Source organism: Rhodopseudomonas sp. P1 (assembly GCF_039642825.1).
Taxonomy (GTDB): Bacteria; Pseudomonadota; Alphaproteobacteria; order Rhizobiales; family Xanthobacteraceae; genus Rhodopseudomonas; species Rhodopseudomonas palustris_H.
The window spans coordinates 1,462,571-1,482,731 of the sequence record NZ_CP088006.1 but is presented as its reverse complement, the minus strand read 5'-3'; the positions used below and the strand labels follow the sequence as shown (position 1 = coordinate 1,482,731).

The 20,161-nt window shown below is 66.6% G+C and carries 16 protein-coding genes and 1 tRNA gene; 7 read left to right on the top strand and 10 right to left on the bottom strand.

Annotated elements, in window-relative coordinates:
* Nucleotides 1-2 precede the first annotated feature (2 nt).
* Both uca and atzF read left to right on the top strand, forming a co-directional pair.
* Nucleotides 3-3,551: an urea carboxylase gene (gene uca, locus LRC39_RS06970; RefSeq protein WP_346296761.1), complete on the top strand. Its 3,549-nt coding sequence runs from the start codon at nt 3-5 to the stop codon at nt 3,549-3,551.
* Complete coding sequence (gene atzF / locus LRC39_RS06965) at nt 3,551-5,371, top strand: allophanate hydrolase (protein WP_346296760.1); 1,821 nt, start codon at nt 3,551-3,553, stop codon at nt 5,369-5,371. The genes uca and atzF overlap by 1 nt, the downstream gene beginning before the upstream one ends.
* Before the next feature lie 173 nt (nt 5,372-5,544).
* On the opposite strand, the gene LRC39_RS06960 is transcribed toward atzF, so the two are convergent.
* The 4 genes from LRC39_RS06960 to mnmA form a co-directional block, all read right to left on the bottom strand.
* Nucleotides 5,545-5,621 (bottom strand) — tRNA-Met (locus LRC39_RS06960).
* Between the two features lie 116 nt (nt 5,622-5,737).
* On the bottom strand, nt 5,738-6,076 hold the full coding sequence (locus tag LRC39_RS06955; RefSeq protein WP_346296759.1) for a hypothetical protein: 339 nt from the start codon (nt 6,074-6,076) through the stop codon (nt 5,738-5,740).
* 45 nt (nt 6,077-6,121) lie between these two features.
* Complete coding sequence (locus LRC39_RS06950) at nt 6,122-6,760, bottom strand: class I SAM-dependent methyltransferase (protein ID WP_107354623.1); 639 nt, start codon at nt 6,758-6,760, stop codon at nt 6,122-6,124.
* Between the two features lie 19 nt (nt 6,761-6,779).
* Nucleotides 6,780-7,973 carry a tRNA 2-thiouridine(34) synthase MnmA gene (gene mnmA / locus LRC39_RS06945; protein ID WP_346296758.1) on the bottom strand — a complete coding sequence of 398 codons (1,194 nt, stop codon included), beginning with the start codon at nt 7,971-7,973 and terminating at the stop codon, nt 6,780-6,782.
* Between the two features lie 312 nt (nt 7,974-8,285).
* Here mnmA and LRC39_RS06940 point away from each other — a divergent pair, with 312 nt between their 5' ends.
* Nucleotides 8,286-9,881 (top strand): flagellar hook-length control protein FliK, encoded by a 1,596-nt coding sequence (locus LRC39_RS06940; RefSeq protein ID WP_346296757.1) that lies wholly within the window; start codon nt 8,286-8,288, stop codon nt 9,879-9,881.
* 12 nt (nt 9,882-9,893) lie between these two features.
* Nucleotides 9,894-10,598 (top strand): flagellar hook capping FlgD N-terminal domain-containing protein, encoded by a 705-nt coding sequence (locus LRC39_RS06935; protein ID WP_346296756.1) that lies wholly within the window; start codon nt 9,894-9,896, stop codon nt 10,596-10,598.
* A 30-nt stretch (nt 10,599-10,628) separates the two neighbouring features.
* Here LRC39_RS06935 and LRC39_RS06930 read toward each other — a convergent pair whose 3' ends face one another.
* On the bottom strand, nt 10,629-11,447 hold the full coding sequence (locus tag LRC39_RS06930; protein ID WP_011156867.1) for a lytic murein transglycosylase: 819 nt from the start codon (nt 11,445-11,447) through the stop codon (nt 10,629-10,631).
* A gap of 226 nt (nt 11,448-11,673) precedes the next feature.
* On the opposite strand from LRC39_RS06930, the gene LRC39_RS06925 reads away from it, so the two are divergent.
* On the top strand, nt 11,674-12,045 hold the full coding sequence (locus LRC39_RS06925; protein ID WP_107354619.1) for a hypothetical protein: 372 nt from the start codon (nt 11,674-11,676) through the stop codon (nt 12,043-12,045).
* Nucleotides 12,046-12,243: 198 nt separating this feature from the next.
* On the opposite strand, the gene LRC39_RS06920 is transcribed toward LRC39_RS06925, so the two are convergent.
* The 3 genes from LRC39_RS06920 to LRC39_RS06910 form a co-directional block, all read right to left on the bottom strand.
* Nucleotides 12,244-12,807 (bottom strand): type 1 glutamine amidotransferase domain-containing protein, encoded by a 564-nt coding sequence (locus tag LRC39_RS06920; RefSeq protein WP_107343438.1) that lies wholly within the window; start codon nt 12,805-12,807, stop codon nt 12,244-12,246.
* Nucleotides 12,808-12,982: 175 nt separating this feature from the next.
* On the bottom strand, nt 12,983-13,936 hold the full coding sequence (locus tag LRC39_RS06915; protein ID WP_346296755.1) for a restriction endonuclease: 954 nt from the start codon (nt 13,934-13,936) through the stop codon (nt 12,983-12,985).
* A 184-nt stretch (nt 13,937-14,120) separates the two neighbouring features.
* Entirely contained in the window at nt 14,121-14,468 is a 348-nt protein-coding gene (locus LRC39_RS06910) for a cupin (protein WP_107354615.1), read from the bottom strand.
* A gap of 299 nt (nt 14,469-14,767) precedes the next feature.
* Here LRC39_RS06910 and LRC39_RS06905 point away from each other — a divergent pair, with 299 nt between their 5' ends.
* Together LRC39_RS06905 and LRC39_RS06900 are read left to right on the top strand one after the other, a co-directional pair.
* A complete protein-coding gene (locus LRC39_RS06905) occupies nt 14,768-15,883 on the top strand; it encodes a beta-ketoacyl-ACP synthase III (RefSeq protein WP_346296754.1) in 1,116 nt (371 codons plus the stop codon).
* Nucleotides 15,884-16,070: 187 nt separating this feature from the next.
* Nucleotides 16,071-16,922, top strand: a complete 852-nt coding sequence (locus LRC39_RS06900) for an SDR family NAD(P)-dependent oxidoreductase (protein WP_264075860.1) — start codon at nt 16,071-16,073, stop codon at nt 16,920-16,922.
* 40 nt (nt 16,923-16,962) lie between these two features.
* Here LRC39_RS06900 and LRC39_RS06895 read toward each other — a convergent pair whose 3' ends face one another.
* Together LRC39_RS06895 and LRC39_RS06890 are read right to left on the bottom strand one after the other, a co-directional pair.
* Nucleotides 16,963-18,726, bottom strand: a complete 1,764-nt coding sequence (locus LRC39_RS06895) for a sensor domain-containing diguanylate cyclase (RefSeq protein ID WP_346296753.1) — start codon at nt 18,724-18,726, stop codon at nt 16,963-16,965.
* Between the two features lie 229 nt (nt 18,727-18,955).
* A complete protein-coding gene (locus LRC39_RS06890) occupies nt 18,956-19,969 on the bottom strand; it encodes a sensor histidine kinase (protein WP_346296752.1) in 1,014 nt (337 codons plus the stop codon).
* Nucleotides 19,970-20,161: the final 192 nt, after the last annotated feature.

The following is a 20,161-nucleotide window of genomic DNA, read 5'->3' as shown; positions in this document are numbered from 1 at the left end:
TCATGTTCAGCAAAGTTCTGATTGCCAACCGCGGCGAGATCGCCGGGCGGATCGGCCGCACCTTGCGCCAAATGGGGATCGCATCGGTCGCGATCTATTCGGACGCCGACCGGTTCACCCGCCCGGTGCGCGAGGCCGACGAAGCGGTGCGGGTCGGCGGCGACGCCGCCAGCGACAGCTATCTCAACGTCGACGCCGTGATCGAGGCCTGCCTCACCACCGGCGCGCAGGCGGTGCATCCCGGCTACGGCTTCCTGTCGGAAAACCGCGGCTTCGCCGAGCGGCTGAAGCAGCACGGCATCGCCTTCATCGGTCCGCGCCCCGAACATCTCGAGGCGTTCGGCCTGAAGCACCGTGCGCGCGAACTGGCGCAAGCCAGCAACGTTCCGCTGCTGCCCGGCACCGGGCTGATCGACAGCATCGACGAAGCACTCGAGGCCGCAGGCCGCATCGGCTTTCCGCTGATGCTGAAGAGCACGGCGGGCGGCGGCGGCATCGGCATGCAGCTCTGCCACGACGAGGCAACGCTGCGCGAGCGCTTCGCCACCGTGCAGCGCACCGCCCGCGCCAGCTTCGGCGACGCGCGGGTGTATCTCGAGCGTTTCGTCGCTGACGCCCGGCATATCGAAGTGCAGATCTTCGGCGACGGCCAGGGCAACGTGATCGCGCTCGGTGAGCGCGACTGTTCGCTGCAGCGGCGCAACCAGAAGGTCGTGGAGGAGACCCCGGCGCCCGGCATCTCGGATGAGATGCGTGCGCGGCTGCATCAGGCCGCAGTCGCGCTCGGCCAGAGCGTCGCCTACGAATCCGCCGGCACCGTCGAATTCATCTACGACGTCGCCCGCGACGAATTCTATTTCCTCGAAGTCAACACCCGCCTGCAAGTCGAGCATCCGGTCACCGAAGCGGTGTTCGGGGTCGATCTGGTCGAATGGATGGTGTGCCAGGCTGCCGGCGACAGCCCGCTTGCGACCTACACACCGCGTCCGCCGCAAGGCGCGGCGATCGAAGTGCGGCTGTATGCCGAAAATCCCGGTGCCGGCTTCCGGCCCTCGGCCGGCCGATTGACCCAGGTGGCGTTTCCGGATGACGCCCGCATCGACGGCTGGATCGAAACCGGCGACGAGGTGACGCCGTTCTACGATCCGATGCTGGCGAAGCTGATCGTTCACGCCGCCGACCGCGACGCCGCGATCGACAAGATGATCGGCGCGCTCACCACGGCCACCGTGGCCGGGATCGAGACCAATCTCGATTATCTGCGCGCGATCGCCGCGTCTGATCTGTTCCGCAGCGGCAAGGTCGCCACCAAGGTGCTGGCCGATTTCAGCTTCGCGGCGCCCACCATCGACGTGGTGGCGCCCGGCGCGCAGTCGGGCCTGCAGGAGCTGCCGGGCCGGCTGCATCTGTGGCACGTCGGCGTGCCGCCGAGCGGACCGATGGACGAGCGCTCGTTCCGCCTCGCCAACCGGATCGTCGGCAATCCGGAAACCACCGCGGCGTTCGAACTCACCGTCAGCGGCCCGACGCTGCGCTTCAACGCCGACGCCGTGGTGGCGCTGTGCGGCGCCTCCATGACGGCGAAGCTCGACGGTTTGGCGGTCGGCAATGATGCACCGATCGCAGTGCGCGCTGGCCAGGTGCTGGCGATCGGCAAGATCGAGGGCGCGGGTCAGCGCTGCTATCTCGCCATCCGCGGCGGCTTCGATGCGCCTGAAGTGTTCGGCTCCCGCGCGGTGTTCACGCTCGGCGCGTTCGGCGGCCATGCCACCGGCGCGCTGAAGGCCGGCGACGTGCTGCATTTCGGCTCGATCTCGCCGGTCGCGGAGCCGCGTGCGCTCACCGATGAGGAGCGGCCTGCTCTGACGCGAACCTGGCAGATCGGCGTGATCTACGGCCCGCACGGCGCTCCCGACTTCTTCCGGGACGACGATATCGCGACGCTGTTTTCCTCGGACTATGAAGTCCACTTCAACAGCGCCCGCACCGGCGTGCGGCTGATCGGACCGAAGCCGCAATGGGCCCGTGCCGACGGCGGCGAAGCGGGCCTGCACCCCTCCAACATCCACGACAATGCTTACGCGGTCGGCGCGATCGACTTCACCGGCGACATGCCGATCATCCTCGGCCCCGACGGCCCGAGCCTCGGCGGCTTCGTCTGTCCGGCCGTGGTGGCGCGCGACGAATTGTGGAAGGTCGGTCAGCTCAAGCCCGGCGACAAGCTCCGCTTCGTGCCGGTGACGCGCGCCGATGATCCGGTCGCGGGGCCGACCGTGATCAGCGCGGCTGCCGAGCTCGGCTCGGCGATCGTCGGCCGCCGTGACGATGGCGAGATCCCGGTGGTGTATCGCCGCGCCGGCGACGACAATCTGCTGGTCGAATATGGCCCGATGGAGCTCGACATCGCGCTGCGGCTGCGGGTGCATGTGCTCGCCGAGGCGATGGAGAAAGCGAAGCTGCCCGGGATCATCGATCTCACGCCCGGAATCCGCTCGCTGCAGATCCACTACGACAGCGCGGTGATGCCACGCCGCAAGCTGCTCGACGCGCTGGCGAGGATCGAGCGCGAACTGCCCTCGGTCGAAGCGATGGCGGTGCCAAGCCGCATCATTCATCTGCCGCTGTCGTGGAACGATCCGCAGGCGGTGCTGGCGATGCGCAAGTATCAGGAGCTGGTACGGCCGGATGCACCGTGGTGCCCGTCCAACATCGAGTTCATCCGCCGCATCAACGGCCTTGCCAGCGAGGACGACGTCAAGCGCATCGTGTTCGACGCGAACTACCTCGTGCTCGGCCTTGGCGACGTCTATCTCGGCGCGCCGGTCGCCACCCCGGTCGATCCGCGGCATCGCCTAGTCACCACCAAGTACAATCCGGCCCGCACCTGGACGCCGGAGAACGCCGTCGGCATCGGCGGCGCCTATATGTGTATCTATGGCATGGAAGGCCCCGGTGGTTATCAGCTGTTCGGCCGCACCATCCAGGTCTGGAACACCTGGCGCAGCACCGAAGTGTTCAAGCCCGGCCATCCCTGGCTGCTGCGGTTCTTCGACCAGATCCGATTCTTCCCGGTGACGCCGGAAGAACTGCTCGACGCCCGCGCCGCGTTTCCGCACGGCGGATATCCGCTCAAGATCGAAGAGACGACATTCTCCTACGCCGACTACAAGGCGTTCCTGGCGCGCGAAGCCGACGGCATCACGGCGTTCAAGACCCGCCAGCAATCCGCGTTCGAGGCCGAACGCCAGCGCTGGCGAGACGCCAAGCTCGACGAAGTGGTGGAGGACGACACCGCGGCAGCGCTCGGCTCCGGCGGCGACGTGCCGGACGGCTGCGTCGGCCAGTTCACCGAAGCGCCGGGCAACGTCTGGAAGCTCACCGTCGAGCCGGGCGAGCACGTCGAGATCGGCCAGACCCTCGCAGTAATCGAGTCGATGAAGATGGAGATCGCTATTCCGGCGACCGCGCGCGGCATCGTCAGGGCGCTCAACGCCAAGCCGGGGCAGACGCTGCGCGCTGGCGACTTGATCTGCGCGCTGGAGGAAGTGTGATGTCGGCTGCTCCCGTCTCCTTCCCAACGATCGCAACGCTGCACGCAGCTTATGCGGCCGGCGCCTCTCCGGCAGAAATCATTGCGGCGACGTATCGCCGGATCGAAGCCGTGGCCGATCCCGGCAACTTCATCACGCTGCGGCCGGAGCATGATGTTCTCGCCGCCGCTGCTGCGCTCGGATCGTTCGATCCCGTTACCAAGCCGCTGTGGGGCGTGCCGTTTGCGGTGAAGGACAACATCGACGTCGCGGGCCTTCCGACCACGGCCGCCTGCCCCGGCTTCGCCTACACGCCGAGCGAAACCGCGTTTGCGGTTCAGCGTCTGCTCGATGCCGGCGCAATTTTGATCGGCAAGACCAATCTCGATCAGTTCGCGACCGGGCTGGTCGGCGTCCGCACGCCCTATCCGGTGCCGCGCAACGCGATCGATCCGCGCTACGTCCCGGGCGGATCAAGCAGCGGCTCGGCGGTCGCAGTGTCGCATGGCCTGGTCACGTTCGCGCTCGGCACCGACACCGCAGGCTCCGGCCGCGTGCCGGCTGCGCTCAACAACATCGTCGGGCTCAAGCCATCACTCGGCAGCGTGTCGTCGCGCGGCATGGTGCCGGCGTGCCGGACCCTGGACACGATCTCGGTGTTTGCCGGCACGGTCGACGACGCCCACGCGATCTATCGCGTCATGGCGACGTTCGACCGCGCCGATCCCTGGTCGCGGCCGCATCCCAGCGCAGCTGCCAAGCCTGCGGCTTTGCCGCCCGGTCTGCGCGTCGGTGTGCCGGACACGGCCAGCCGCAAATTCGCCGGCGACCTGCCGTCCGAACGGGCGTTCGATCTTGCGGTGATAGACCTTGCGACGGTGGTGTCTGCACCCGCTCGTGCAGTTGATATGTCGCCGTTGTTCGAAGTCGCCAGCCTGCTCTACAGCGGGCCGTGGGTCGCTGAGCGCTATCAGGCGATCCGTCAGGTGATCGAGACCACCCCGGAGCTGCTGCATCCGGTGACGCGGAAGATCATCGGGTCTGCGACGGCGTTCAGTGCCGCCGATGCGTTCGCCGGGCTGTATCAGCTGGCAGAGCTGCGCCGCGCCGCGGATGCGATCTGGAGCAGCATCGACGTGCTGATGGTGCCGACTTATCCGCGTCCGCGCACGGTCGCAGATTTGGAGGCCGATCCGATCGGCCCCAACAGCGAGCTCGGCACCTACACCAATTTCGTCAATCTGCTCGACCTCTGCGCGCTGGCCGTGCCGAGCCGCTTCCGCGCCGATGGCTTTCCGTCCGGCGTCACGCTGATTGCACCCTCCGGCCGCGACAGTCTGCTCGCCGCGCTCGGCCAGCGCCTTCACGCCGCAAGCGAGGTGTCCGTGGGCGCCAGCAGCACCAAGGTGCCGCCTGCCACTGAGGCTTCGACATCTGCGGCTGCAAACGAGATCGAGCTGGTCGTGGTCGGCGCACATCTCTCCGGCATGCCGCTCAATCACGAACTCACCAGCCGCGGCGCGCGTTTCCTGCGCGCGGTCGCCACCGCGCCCGACTACAAGCTGTTCGCGCTACAAGGCGGCCCACCGTTCCGGCCCGGCCTGCTGCGCGTCGCGGCCGGCGAAGGCGTCCCGATCGCCACAGAGGTCTGGGCGATCTCCGCCGAAGGCTTCGGCAGCTTCGTCGCCGGCATCCCCGCCCCGCTCGGCATCGGCACCACGCGCCTGTCTGATGGCACCACGCCGAAGGGCTTCATCGTTGAAGCCGAAGGCCTGAAAGGCGCAACCGACATCTCGGCATTCGGCGGATGGAGGGCTTACATCAAAAGCCTTGTTGGGTAAGTCGAGACGCAAAGCAACACTGATCTGGAGAGCGCTGATCTGGATTCCGAAGTCGCGGACCACGGTCGAGAGGACGTCTGCACGACGAGCTCATCGTCCGCCATCAGCATGCCAAATCCTCGAAGACGGTTTTGTCCGTCTCGAAGGGGCGTTCCAGTGATGTCAGGAGAATGTGGTAGCGGGAGAGGGACTTGAACCCCCGACCCCAGGATTATGATTCCCGTGCTCTAACCAGCTGAGCTACCCCGCCACGGTGGTTCGCCGTCGGCCTTGCGAGTGAAGGCGATGCGAACGCGCGGCATATAAGGAGGCGCGGGTTGCCCTGTCAAGCAATGCCGGACAGGGCGGGAAAACTTGCCGATACGGCTATTTGGGACGGACCGTCGGATCGCCGCCCGGGCTGCCCGGCGGCGGAATCACCGGGGTTTTGCCGACGTCCGGGGTCGGTGCACGGATTTCCGGATCGACGCCAGTCGGCGGGCAAAGCACGCCATCGGTCTTAGCGAGCTTGTCGCCAAGCGGCTGCTGGGTCTGGCCGGTGGTGGCACCTGGAGCGGCCGTGCCGGGAGGATTGGCGGTGGCATGCGGCGAGCATTCGGTCGCCGAAGGCGCCGTGGTGGTCGGCGGCTTGGGCGGCGCCTGGGCCGCCGCTGGCGCGGCCGCCAGGGCCAGGCATCCGAGCGCGATGGTCAGTTTCGACATCATGCCCGGACAACGTGGTGACGCGGGTCACGTTCCGGTGTCACACGGTCACAGTTTGCGATAGCGGATCAGCGAGAAATGGCCCATCGGCGGCATCGGCCGGCGCTCTGCGAGTTCCACGCCGCGGTTGCGCGCCGCCCAGTTCACCAGCCGCTGCCACGGGAACTCGGGCCGCCATCCGAGCCGGCGCGCGATCGGCGAGAACGCCAGCTCGAACAGCTTGCGGGGCCCGCTTTCGGCGCCGATGTGGTTGACCAGGATCAGCTCGCCGCCCGGCTTCAGCACGCGGACGAAATCGTCCAGCGTGGCTTCCGGGTCCGGCACCGCGGTGATGACGTATTGCGCCACGACGGCGTCGAAGTAATCGGCTGGAAACGCCAGGTTCTTGGCGTCCATCACGGCGAGCACATCGACATTGCTGAGGTTCAGCGTGCGGACGCGCTCATGCGCCTTGCGCAGCATCGGCTCGGAGATATCGACGCCGCACAGCCGCGTGGTCTTGGAATAATCCGACAGCGACAGCCCGGTGCCGACGCCGACGTCGAGCACCCGACCGCCGATCGCATCGGCCACCGCGATGGTCGATTGCCGGCCGCTGTCGAACACTTTGCCGAAAACCAGATCGTAAATCGGCGCCCAGCGCGCGTAGGCTTTCGCCACGCCCGCGCGATCGATGTCGTTCGCCATACTCTGCCCCGAAAATCCTTTAGCCGCGCACGGCGGCCAGCGCCGGCGCCTCGATTTGCTCGCGCCCGCCTTCGAACCGGCGCGGCGCAGCGCTCTTGATGAAGCCGCCGCCGAGCACGCGGGCCTGGCCCTCGGCCGCGTCGTAGAACACGCAGGCCTGCCCCGGCGACACGCCCTCCTCGCCGACCACGAGTTCGACCTCGTAGCCACCGTTCGCCGCGCGCAGCCAGGCCGGCTGCGGCGCGCGCGTCGAGCGCACCCGGACGAACAGCTCCAGGCCGTCGCCGATCACATCGTCGAGTGCCCCGTCGCCGATCCAGTTGATGTCGCGCAGCACGATGCGGTCCATCAGCAGCGCTTCGCGCGGGCCGACCACGACCTGCCGACGCGCTGCGTCGAGCCGCAGCACGTAAAGCGGCGAGCGCGATGCGATGCCGAGACCGCGGCGCTGGCCGACGGTGAAATGCACGATGCCGGGATGCTGGCCGAGCACGCGGCCGTCGACATCGACGATGTCGCCCGGCTCCATCGCGTTCGGCTTCAGCCGCTCGACCACGTCGGTGTAGCGCCCGGTCGGCACGAAGCAGATGTCCTGGCTGTCGTGCTTATCGGCGACTGACAGGTCGAACTGCCGCGCCAGCTCGCGGGTCTGCGGCTTGGTCATGTCGCCGAGCGGGAAGCGCAGGAATTGCAGCTGCTCGCGCGTGGTGGCGAACAGGAAGTAGCTCTGGTCGCGGTCGCGATCGGCGGCGCAGACCAGCGCCCGCGATCCGTCATCGAGCCGCCGCGACGACACATAGTGACCGGTCGCCAGCGCCGAGGCGCCAAGCTCGCGCGCGGTCGCAAGCAGGTCGCGGAATTTGACCGAGCGGTTGCACTCGATGCACGGCACCGGCGTCTCGCCAGAGGCGTAGCTGTCGGCAAAGCTGTCGATCACCGACTCGCGAAACCGGCTTTCATAGTCGAGCACGTAATGCGGAATCCCGATCCGCTCGGCGACCGCGCGGGCGTCGTGAATATCCTGACCGGCGCAGCAGGCGCCCTTGCGATGGATCGCCTCGCCATGATCGTAGAGCTGCAGCGTGATGCCGACGACGTCATAGCCCTGCGCCTTGAGCAGCGCGGCAGTCGTCGAGGAATCCACGCCGCCGGACATCGCGACCACGACGCGGGTGTCCTGCGGCCGGCCTTCGAGATCCAGACTGTTGAGCATTGGTTCAGTCATAAGCTGCGACCGGCGTCCGCCGCGCGGTCATCCTTCCGCAATGTCCGGAAGCGGCAGGGCCAATTCCGCAAACCTCGGTGATGCATGCTTTTAATATAGGCCGCCTCCCGGAGGCGCAATCGCAGCGGCCCGGTTTTGCGGGCCGCGGCCGCGGCAAATTCTGCCGCAGCGGCAGAAATAGCGTGGCAAAGCCCGGTTCCGCCCTCCCCTTGCAGACGCCAACCATCTGGATTCACTCATTCTTTTGTTTGGCCCGGTCCTTGCTGAAGGTGCTTTGGACTGAAGAGTGAGAGATTGCCCGTGGTCAACGCATCGCCAGACGTCGCAGCCAGCACGCCCGCCCCCGCGCCTCGCACCCAGGCGCGCAACGAGCGTTCGTCGCATACGGACAATTTCGCCGCGCTCGTGGACAGCAATACCGCTGCCTACGACAAGGCCAGCTCGGCGCCGAAGCCGGACACCCGGTCCTCGAGCAGCGCCTCGGACGACCGCGGCAGCAGCCGCAGTTCCCGCACCGACCGGAGCGATGCGACCGATCGCAGCCGTTCCCGCGACACCAACGACGACTCCCGCCGCGCCGATAACGCCGCGTCGTCCGATCAGGCCAAGCCGGACGCCAAGACCACCGACACCACCGGCGGCGACAAGACCGGTACGACGAAGAGCGATAAGACGGACAACACCAAGTCGGCCAAGGACGACAAACTTGCCGGCGCCGCCAAGGACGCCGACGCCAAGGGCGCCGACCAGACCGACAGCAAGGACGCCAGCGCGACCCCGCCGGTGACGATCACGCCGAATGCGGCCGCGCTGATCACCGCCCAGGTCACGACCACCGCGACCACCCCGAACGCCGAGGGCGACGCCGCCGGAAGCGCGAACGGCACGCCACTGGCGATCGCCGCCGCCGCGGCGCTGAAGGCCAAGGCCGATGCCGGCACGACGACGACTCAGACCGCTCCCGCCGACCAGACGGGGACCGCCGAGGCGACCCAGACCGGCGTTGCGGCCGATCCGAAACTCGCCGCACTGGCAGCCCAGGCCAACGGCGCCAAGGCCGACGCCAAGGCGGGCGCCAAGACCGACGCGACCGCCAAGTCGGACACCAAGGGCGAGGCCACCACCCCGACGACCGCGCAGGCCGCGGCCGCTCAGGCTGCAACCGCCAATGCCACCACCGGAACGCCGGTGCCGCCGCAGCCCGGCCAGACCACACCCGATGGCCAGCCGGCCGGAGACGCGAAACTCGCCCACGCGCTCGCTGGCGCGGGCGACGATGCGCCGCCGAAGGCCGGCGCCTCGCACCTGAAGCCGGACGCGGCGCTGCCGCAAGCCCAGGCGCAGGCCGATGCCAACACCATGCTGCCGCAGACGCCGATCGCGGTGCCCCAGCATCTGCAGCCGGCGGCCACCACCGGCGTCAATGCGGCCGCCGCCTCGCAGCTCACCGCGACCAACGCCGCCAACGCGCCGGTGCCGGTCGAAGGGCTCGCCGTCGAGATCGCCACCCGCGCCAAGGGCGGCGCGACCCGCTTCGACATCCGTCTCGATCCGGCCGAACTCGGCCGCATCGACGTGCGGATCGATGTCGATCGTCACGGCCAGGTGACGTCGCATCTGACGGTGGAGAAGCCCGAGACGCTGCAGATGCTGCGCCAGGATCAGACCCAGTTGCAGCGCGCGCTCGACGACGCCGGTTTGAAGACCGGCGACGGCGGCCTGCAGTTCAGCCTGCGTGACCAGTCCTCGTCCGGTCAGCAGGGCCAGCAGCAGGAGAGCGGCCGCAGGTCGCAGCGGCTGGTGATTTCGCAGGACGAACTGCCGCCCACGCCGGTCGCGAGCCGCGGCTACGGCCGCATGCTCGGTACGAGCGGCGGCGTCGATATTCGAATCTGAGGAGCAACGCGCATGTCCGTCGATTACACAACCGCGACTACGCCGTACTCGGCCCCGAATCCGAACTACTCCGCCGACAGCGCCAAGTCCAAGACCAGCTCTACCCCGGGCATCGCGGACAATTTCCAGACCTTCCTGACGCTGCTGACGACGCAGCTCAAGAACCAGAACCCGACCGACCCGCTGGACACCAACCAGTTCACCCAGCAGCTGGTGCAGTTCGCCGGCATCGAACAGCAGCTCAAGTCCAACGAGTCGCTGAGCTCGCTGGTGCAGCTGCAGACCACCGCACAGGCGACACAAGCGATGAGCCTGGTCGGCGCCAACGCCATCGTCGATGGCAGCAAGGTGCAGATGACCAAAGGCAATGCGATCTGGTCGCTGTCGACCGACAAGCCGGTCAGCGCTCAGGTTTCGATCCAGAGCGACACCGGCCAGACGGTGTATTCCGGCAAGTTCACCATCAATGCCGGCAAGGATCAGGCGTTCAAGTGGGACGGCCGCGGCAACGACGGCGCCCAATGGCCGGACGGCAACTACAAGCTGTCGATCGTCGCCACCGATGCGTCGGGCAAGACCGCCACGGTCTCCACCCAGATCCAGGGCACGATCGACTCCGTCGATCTCACCCAGACGCCGCCAAAACTGTCGATCGGCGGCCAGAACTTCTCGCTCGATCAGATCAACAAGCTGGTCCGGGCCGCCACATCGAAGTGACGATGCCGCGCGCCCGGATCTGCCGGGCGCTTACTGCTCGATCAGCTTGTCGGCGAAGTAAGCGATCGTCTTGCGATACACCAGCGCGCGATTCCATTCGCGCATCGCTTCGAAATTCGCCGAGCCTTCCTCATAGGAGCCGCCGGCCTTCCAACCGGCGCTCTTCAGCAGATTGGCGGTCGAGGCCAGCACGTCCGGCACGCTGTGGCGCAGGTCGACGTGGCCGTTGCCGTCGTAGTCGACGCCATACTTGATGTAGGACGACGGCAGGAACTGGGTCTGGCCGATTTCGCCGGCGTAAGCACCGACCATATCGCGCAACGTCAGGTCGCCGCGCTGCAGGATCTGCAACGCCGCCAGCAGTTCGCCCTGAAACAGCTCGGTCCGGCGGCAGTCATGCGCCAGCGTCGCCAGTACGCGGAACACCGGCAGCTTGCCCATGTCGCCCTTGCCGTAATCGGTCTCCAGGCCCCAGATCGCCACCACGATCTGCGGCGGCACGCCGAACTGGCGCTCGATCCGCGACAGCAGCGAGGCGTGGCGCATCAGCATCGCGCGGCCGGCCTTGATGCGGCCGGCGCCGACCCGGGTCGAGACGTATTGCTCAAAGCTCTTGTTGAAGGTGCCACGCTGGCGGCGGTCGAACGCCAGCACGCCGGGGTCCTCGGTGACGCCGCCGAGCGCCTGCGAAATCACGCCCTGCGAAATTCCGGCCTGGGCTGCATCAGCAGAGAAGCTGGCAATGAAGCTATTGAAATCGCCGCCGCAGCGGGCGGCCTCCGCCGGCGCGGTGGACAGCAGCGCGCCGCCGAGGGCGCAGGTGACGAGAGCAAGGCGCAGCTTCAACATCTGAATCGTGTCTCCAAGCAAGGGAAATGGCGAGCGGAAAGGACGGCGTACCGAACCTGAATGCGTATTGATGCGTATTGCTATGACAACCGCGCGAATCTACCATTTCATACTTGCGGTTGCGAGGCGGGACCAACAGCGCCATATCTGACCCGACAAGTCGGCCCCGAATCCAGGGACGCTGGCGACAAGCTGGCGAACCATCGTTAGCGAAGGGAAGAACATCATGCCGCGCCGGAGTGCCTTGCTGGGCCAACCGCTGTTTCGCCTGCTGGCGATCAATCTGGCGATCGGTGTGATGATCGCGGCTTTGCTGCTCGGCGGGCTGCTGTATCTCAACCCCGGCCATCTGCGCGATCTGATCTTCGCCGACGACTCGCCCGGCACCGCGCTCGGCCTGCTGCTGTTCGGCTTCGTCGTGACCTTCGGGTCGGCGGCGATGGGCTCGGCCATCATGGCGATGGGCACCGATCTGCGCGGCGGCGGCAAGGGCGGCAAGAAGCTGGAATTGCCGATCGAACTGATCCCCGGCGCCAAGGCGATTCCGGTCCGCGCCGAGCATGGCGCCCGCGCAGTGCGCCGGCACGGCAGCCTCTGAGCCGGCAGCTTGCGGCGCCCTCCGGCGCCGCAGCGCTCCACCTCTCCCGATCCGCACGGCCCGCGCCATCGCGGCTCCTCTGGCATCAAAACCGCGCCGATGAGCCATCGGCGCGGTTTTTTATTGGCATCCCGGAACTGTTGCGGATCACCGTGGCGAAACGGCGGCTGAACGCCGCCGCCTCATCCCATTCCCAGCTCAGGCCGCGCGGCGCTGGTGTTTGCCTTCGCGGATCTCCTCGATGATCTTGGCCGAGAACGCCTCGAGGTCGCCCGGGTTGCGTGAGGTGATCAGGCCGTTGTCGGTGACGACCTGAGAATCCTCCCACTTGGCGCCGGCGTTGATCACGTCCTGCTTGATCGAGTGGTAAGACGTCATCCGCTTGCCCTTGGCGATGCCGGTTTCGATCAGGAGCCACGGCGCGTGACACACCGCCGCCACCGGCTTGCCGGCATCATAGAACGCCTTGATCAGCTTCAGCGCGTCCGGATTGACGCGCAGCAGGTCCGGATTGATCTGGCCGCCGGGCAGCACGATCGCGTCGTAATCGTCGGCCTTCACCGCGCCGAGCTGCTTGTCAACCTTCACCGGCCGGCCCCAATCCTTCATGTCCCAGCCTTTGATCTCGCCCTGTTCCGGCGAGACGATATCGACCTGCGCTCCGGCCGCCTTCAGCTTGTCGCGAGGGGTTTCCAGTTCCGACTGTTCGAAGCCGTTGGTAGCCAGAATAGCGACGCGCTTGCCATCGAGTTGGCCTGCCATATGTGCTCTCCATGTCGTTGATCAGCGCCCCGCTGAGTAATCGCAGGCACGGATGATCGTTCCGCGGGGAACACAACAGATGAGACGCTGTCAGGGAGCGGTGAAGAGCAAGGCCCCGGAATTGAGAGGGGCAGGCAGAACCCAGCAACGGGTATCCCTGCGGTTACGGCTTCTCCTACAAATCGAAGCGAGGAGCCTCGAAGTGCCAAGATACCAACTCGCCGGAATCGACCAGCGTTATCCGGCCCGATAACACCGCGGATTGCCGCGCCTCTTCCGAGAATGACGACGTCGTCACGATATAGCCGTGGTAGGCATTCTGCTCTTCGATGACCCCCTTGAACTGCTGCACGACGGGCCGCCCGACCCGATTGTCGGGCGCGTTCCGTTTGCACTGTGTGACGATGAGGCCTTTCGGGTGGACTGCAAATCCATCGACGCCGAGGTCGTTGGACCTCTGGGTGACCCATGACTTGCATCCCGCGCTCTCAAAGAAGCTCATGACGTGGCGTTCGAACTGGAAGGGATCCATCTTCAGCAGTGCGGCGTGGATGCCGACCCCTTCCTGGGGTGTCGCGAACCGGACCGGGTCCACCGGGCGTTCACGCATTGCGGCTTTCATTCTCCAGCTGGTCTCGCGCAGACGCTCATCCTTGATGATGATGTCGATGACCTCTGCGATCGCGGGCCGCGCCGCGGGATCCCTGATGATCGCCTCGATGATCGATGTGATCCCAGCAGCGCCGAGGAAGACCAGAAGGAGGACTGGAACGCCGATCGCACCGCCGAATGCAGCCAGTCCAGCGGCTTGACCTCCAACGAGAGGGACAGCGGCCAGGGTCGCCGGGATGGCAACTTTCACGGCGATAGGAAGATTCGAGTGCCTGTAATTCTGAACTGCCTCAGTGACGCGAGCCGCAACGAACTTCACCACGGAACGGGAGTCGACGAGACCGGAGAGACGCCTGATCTTGTCCGAAACACTCAGGTCGCTCGCAACGATATCTCGCGATTGCCCGAGCCACCGGATCGCCTGCAGGCGATCGTCGGCACTCCCCAGTCGCTTGACGGAACTTGCGAAGACATCGACAGCCCACTGCCTTACGGCATCTTTGACGAAATTGAACATCGAACCACATTTGAAATGAATTGAAATTTTGCGCAGATACTAATTAGTTCAAAAATGAAATGACGCCTGAGATCATAACGGCGGCCTCAGAGTTCCGCCAGCAGTCTCCATATGGATCGCGACAGACGCTGACGCTGCGATCCGCCTGAATCCCGGATCCGGTTCGCCGCATCCGGGCTACGAACTACGTGCTCTTCACCGCGGCCGGCCAGAACATCGTCAACCATACGCTCGGCTGGTCGGTCGCGGTGGCTTCGACGCGGTGGCGGCAGTGGGCCGGGATGTCGATCCAAGTGCCGGGGATGAGATCGACGGTGCGGTCGCCGTCTTCAAACCTCAGTACGGCCGAGCCCGCCAGCAGCACCACGAACTCGTCTTCGCTCTGATCGTACCAGAACCCATCCGGACTCGACTGGCCGAACGAGACGATGCGCTCGACGCGGATGCCGCCGCGCGCCAGCAGGGTGTCGAGCACTTCGTCGGGGCCGGCGGGCGGCAGCGCGCTCAGCAGATTTCCGTGGGGTGCGTCCATCGTTCTCAATCCTCGGCGCGGAATTTGGCGCCGATCGGCGCCGGCCGCCATCCGTCTTGCGATGGAGCTTGTGTTTCGCCGCGCGGCGTTTCATACCGCTTTTGCCCGCGCCGGCCGAGATGCCCGCGCGCCCCGCCCCGCCGGCCTCCCCGCTCCCGACCAACGGACGATGCGGCCGAGTTCCGCCTTTTGTCCGGCGTCAAAGCAGACGCAGGTGAAACGGCGTCGGATACCGGCAGGGCGCGGCGGATCGCTTGGCCGGCGGTCCTCTCACTCAGCCACTGAGCCTGGAGCTTTCCGTGCGCCCTGCCGTCATTGCCGCGACCGGCCTCTACACTCCGCCCGACAGCGTTTCGAATGCCGAGCTGGTGGAGGCGTTCAACACCTATGTGGCGAACTTCAACGCGGCGAACAAAGCGCGGATCGAAGCCGGCGAGATCGAGCCGCTGCAGCCGTCGTCCTCGGAATTCATCGAGAAGGCCTCGGGTATCAAGTCGCGCTACGTGGTGGCCAAGCCCGGCATCGTCGATCCGGAGATCATGCGCCCGATCATTCCGGAGCGCTCCAACGACGAACTGTCGATCCTCGCCGAGATGGCGGTGACCGCGGCCGAACAGGCGATCGAACGCTGGGGCAAGCCGCGCGAACGGATCGGCGCGGTGCTGTGCGCCTGCTCCAACATGCAGCGCGCTTATCCGGCGATGGCGATCGAGGTGCAGAACGCGCTCGGCCTCGGCGGCTTCGCGTTCGACATGAACGTCGCCTGCTCGTCGGCAACCTTCGGGCTGAAGACCGCGGCGGATTTCGTCGGCGGCGGCTCGGTCGATGCGGTGCTGATGGTCAATCCGGAGATCTGCTCCGGCCATCTCAACTTCCGCGACCGCGACAGCCACTTCATCTTCGGCGACGTTGCCACGGCGGCGATCGTCGAGCGCGCCGACGATGCAGAGGGCGGCTGGTCGATCCTCGGCACCAAGCTGAAGACGCAGTTCTCCAACAACATCCGCAACAACGCCGGCTTCCTCAACCGCGCCTGGCCCGAGGGCCGCGACAACGCCGACAAGCTGTTCGTGCAGCAGGGCCGCAAGGTGTTCAAGGAAGTGGTGCCGCTGGTCTCGGAGATGATCATCGAGCACGCCCGCGAGATCGGCATCGATCCGCACGGCCTGAAGCGGATGTGGCTGCACCAGGCCAACATCAACATGAACGAGATCATCGGCCGCAAGGTGCTGGGCCGCGATCCGACGCGGGACGAAAACGTCATCATTCTCGACGACTACGCCAACACCTCGTCGGCCGGCTCGATCATCGCCTTCCACAAGCACCAGGATGACATGGCGTCAGGTGACCTCGGCCTGATCTGCTCGTTCGGCGCTGGCTATTCGGCCGGCACGGTGTTCGTGCAGAAGCGGTAACAGTCTGGCGTCGCGCGCTCCCCGTCCTTGCGAGGCGCGAAGCGACGAAGCGATCAGAAGCCAGGTACACGGCGTCGCTGGATTACTTCGCTCGCAATGACGATGAAAGTCCGCGCGCCCCTCGGCTTGCGTCCTCAGCCGCTGCGCTTATCTCCCGAGCATCGCCATCCGTCTCGAGGAGACCACCATGCCGCATCCCGCCATCGCCAAGGATCAGGTCGCCGTGGTCACCGGCGGCGCATCGGGAATCGGCTTTGCGGCCGCCAAGCGGTTTCTGCAGGCCGGCATGAAGGTGGCGATCGCGGATCTGAACGCCGATCACCTCGCCCGCGCCGCCGAGCTGCTGGCGCATGTCGCCGGCGGCGGCGCCGACGACGTGCTGGCGAAGGAAACCGACGTCGCCAAACCCGACCAGCTGGAAGCGCTGCGCGCCGCCGTCACCGCGCGGTTCGGCGGTGTCGACGTGGTGATGAACAATGCCGGCATCGAGCCGCCGAGCACCGCGCTCGGCCCGCGCGAGGCCTATGAGCGCATCCTGGCCGTCAATCTGTGGGGCGTGATCCACGGCTCGCAGATCTTCGCGCCGGACATGATCGCGCGCGGCCGGCCGGGGCTGATCATCAACACCGGCTCCAAGCAGGGCATCACCACGCCGCCGGGCAACCCGGCCTACAATGTTTCCAAGGCCGGCGTGAAAGCCTACACCGAAGCGCTGGCGCACGAGCTGCGCACCACCGAGGGCTGCGCAGTGACGGCGCATCTCTTGATCCCCGGCTTCGTCTTCACCGCGCTGACCGCGCGCGGCCGCAGCGAGAAGCCAGCCGGCGCCTGGACCGCCGAGCAGACCGTCGACTTCATGCTGGCGCGGCTCGACGACGGTGACTTCTACATCCTGTGCCCGGACAACGACGTGCCCCGCAGCCTCGACGAACGCCGCATCGCCTGGGCGGCCGGCGATATCATCGACAACCGCCCCGCACTGTCGCGCTGGCACCCGGCCTGGGCCGACCGCTTCCGGGCGTTCGTCGAGGGCAAGTAACAAGCCACGACGCGAGCGTCGTCCTGAGCCGCATGCCGGCTCAGGCCTGCGCCGTCGCCACCGCGTCAGGCGCCGACCCGGCGCTCGAGTCGAACAGCACGAAGCGGTTGCGGCCGGCGCGCTTGGCGGCGTAGAGCGCCGCATCGGCCTCGGCAAAGGCGGCGTCGATCGAGCCGCCCGAGACCACCCGGCAGGCGCCGATCGAGACCGTCAGCGCGATGTCCTGCCCGTCGTCGGAGCGGATCGGCGCGGCGTTCATCGCGGCGACCATCCGCGCGCACAGCTCTCGCAGGGCGTCCGCATCGCGATCCTCGACCAGCACGACGAACTCGTCGCCGCCCCAGCGGCCGCAGCTGTCCCGCTCGGTGAGCAGCGGCGCCAGCCGCCGCGCGGTTTCGCACAGCAGCCGGTCGCCGGCCAGATGGCCGAACACATCGTTGACGTCCTTGAAGCCATCGAGATCGATCAGCAGCAGCCCGGCCGACCGCGGCGCCAGGGGCGAGGCGGCCAGCCACTGTTCGAACACCTGGGTGAAACCGCGGCGGTTGGGAATCTCGGTCAAGAGATCGATATTGGCGAGACGCCGCAGCTTCTCGGTCCGCTCGTCGACCAGATCCTCGAGCACGCGGGTATGGTCGCGCACGGCGTGCGCCATGCCCGACAAGGTGCGCGACAGCCGGCCGATCTCGTCGCTGCCTTGGTCGACGACGATATTGTCGAAGTCGCCGTCTTCGACCCGCCGCGCGCCCGCCTCGACGGTGGCGAGCCGATCGAGCACGACCCGGCGGAACAGAATGGTGACGAGCACGACTGCCGCCGTCATCATCACGATCAGCAACAACGCGATCGGGGTGAACAAGTGGCGATCGATGATGGCGTCGATGTCCATCAGCGTCACGTTGAACCAGCCGAGCTGGTCGAGATAGCCGACCCCGACCAGAAACTCGCGCCCCCCGATTTTCATGAAGCGGGATTCGACCGCCGCCGGGCCGGCGGAGACGCGGCGCATCATGGCAGCGAGTTCGGCAGCGTCGGCGGGACTGTCGACCTGCTGGAAGATCGTCTTTTTGGTCTTGGTGTCCTTGGTGAGACTGTGGAAATCGACCATCCGCGGATCGCGATGCGCCTGGATGGCGCCGGCATGATCGACGAACATGCTGGTGACGCCGGTCTGCGGCAGCGCCACCACTTCGCGGATGAATTCGGTGAGGTCGACGCCGGTGCCGATCACACCGAGAATCTTGCCCTGCTCGCTGATGACGCAGTTGATCCAGACCTTGGTGACGGCGAGGTTGTCGTCGCGGTCGACGTTGAGCTGGCAGGGCTGTCCGGCCGCGATCGTCTTGAAATACCAGCCGTCGCGCGGATTGTCGTGCTTGACCTGATAGCGAAGCTGGTTGCCGGAATAGTCGTTCTTGGCGTCGTTGAAGTAGTAATTGCCGGACTGGTCGACGACGAAGAAATAGCTCTTGTCGTGAAACGACAGCCGGTAATGCTCGAGCTCGGCCAGCCCGCGTTTGGCCTTCTCGGGATCGGCCTCGTCGCGAGCCCATTCGCGCACCGCCGGCGACCGGGCGACCGTCTCGGCCAGCGAGACCTCCCGGATCAGCGCCTCGAGGCCGCGGTAGCGGTCGAACAGCACCTGCTTCTCGGCGAACAACGTGCCGAGCGCCACCACGGTCTTACGGGTCAGAAATTCGAACGCCACATAGGCCGGCACGGCGACCAGCCCGAACACACAGACGGTGACGACCAGAAACCGCGTCTTGAGGCTGGTGGCAATCTGATTCCAGAGAAAGCGCATCGGGCTTGGTGTGATCTCCGCCGAAACAAGCCGCCGTTCCGAGCGACCGCCGAACGCGGCTGCGCCGACTGAACCACATACAAGTCAGATCTGAAGGCTTCACTAATGGTTCACGCTGTGGTGCCGATCGTATCGATCATCGATCGACGCCGCCTCCACCAGACATCTCTACCGGATGCGCCCTCGCCGCCGGTGCGCGAACGAACGGCACCGGCGCGGCGGTTCGGCTCTACCCCGCGTGGTCGAACTCGATCCGGGCGGTGGTGCCTGGGCCGACCTCATAGGTGATGCGGCCGCCGATCTGCGCGGCAAGGTTGTGGATGATCTTGAGGCCGAGGCTGTTACCAGCGCCGGGGGCCTCGGCCGGCGTCATGCCCTTGCCGTCGTCGGCGATGGTGAAGACGATGCGGTCGCCGTCCTGCACCAGCCGCAGCGCGATGGTGCCGTGGCCGTCGGGAAACGCGTGCTTCAGCGCGTTGGTGACGATCTCGACGGCGATCAGCGACAGCGGCGTCAGCTTGGTGAGATCGAACTGCACCGGCGGCATGTCGACCGTGAATCGCACCTCGCCGGCACCCGCCGCGTCGCCGAGATTGGCACACAGATCCTGAAAGAACTCGCCGACCGGCCTTGTGACGTTGGCCGGGTCGTACAGATGGCGGTGGATTCGCGACATGACGTCGAGCCGCACCCGGGCGTCGTCGAGCGCCGTCAGCATCGCGGCCGGATCGTCGCCGGCGCGCTTGGCGTACAGCCGCAGCATCGCCGAGACGAACTGCATGTTGTTGGCGACGCGGTGCTGCAGCTCCTGAAACATCGTGCGCTGCTGCTCGTACAGCCGCGCGGTCTCCTCGGCGTCGGCCCGCAGCCGCGCCGCGGCCAGGTGCATGATGTGGATCAGCGCGATGTCGACCGTGACGATGAACACGTAGAACGCCAGCGCGATCGTGGTCGGCGACGACAGGTCGAAGCTGAAGAACGGCGGGATGAAGATATACCACGCCGCCACCCCGCTCAGCACCGCACAGATGATGCCGGGCCGCAGCCCGAAGAAGAACGCGGTGAGAACGACGGCCGGAAAGAACGTCAGATACGGAAAGCCAGGCGGCAGCGCGGGATCGAGCGCGACCCGCAGCAGCAGCGCCGCCCCGGTGGCCGCCACCGCAGCCAGATCGCCGAGCAGCCCCAGCGACCGCAGCCGCCGGGTGGCATGAATGATGTCCCAGACTTTAAGTCGCGCCAAAGCAGGCTCTACGGATTCGGATCGTGTCGCGGCGAGTATGGCGGAAGCGGAACTGGAAGGACAGGCGGGTGCGGCGTGCAGCTTTGCATGATTCCGGCTGTCAGCGGAGATGCGTCGTCGCCCTGTGGTTTGGACGGCGCGGAGACCTCCTGCCTCGCGGCCCCTGCCGCCTTCCTCCGCGCCGACGCTGCC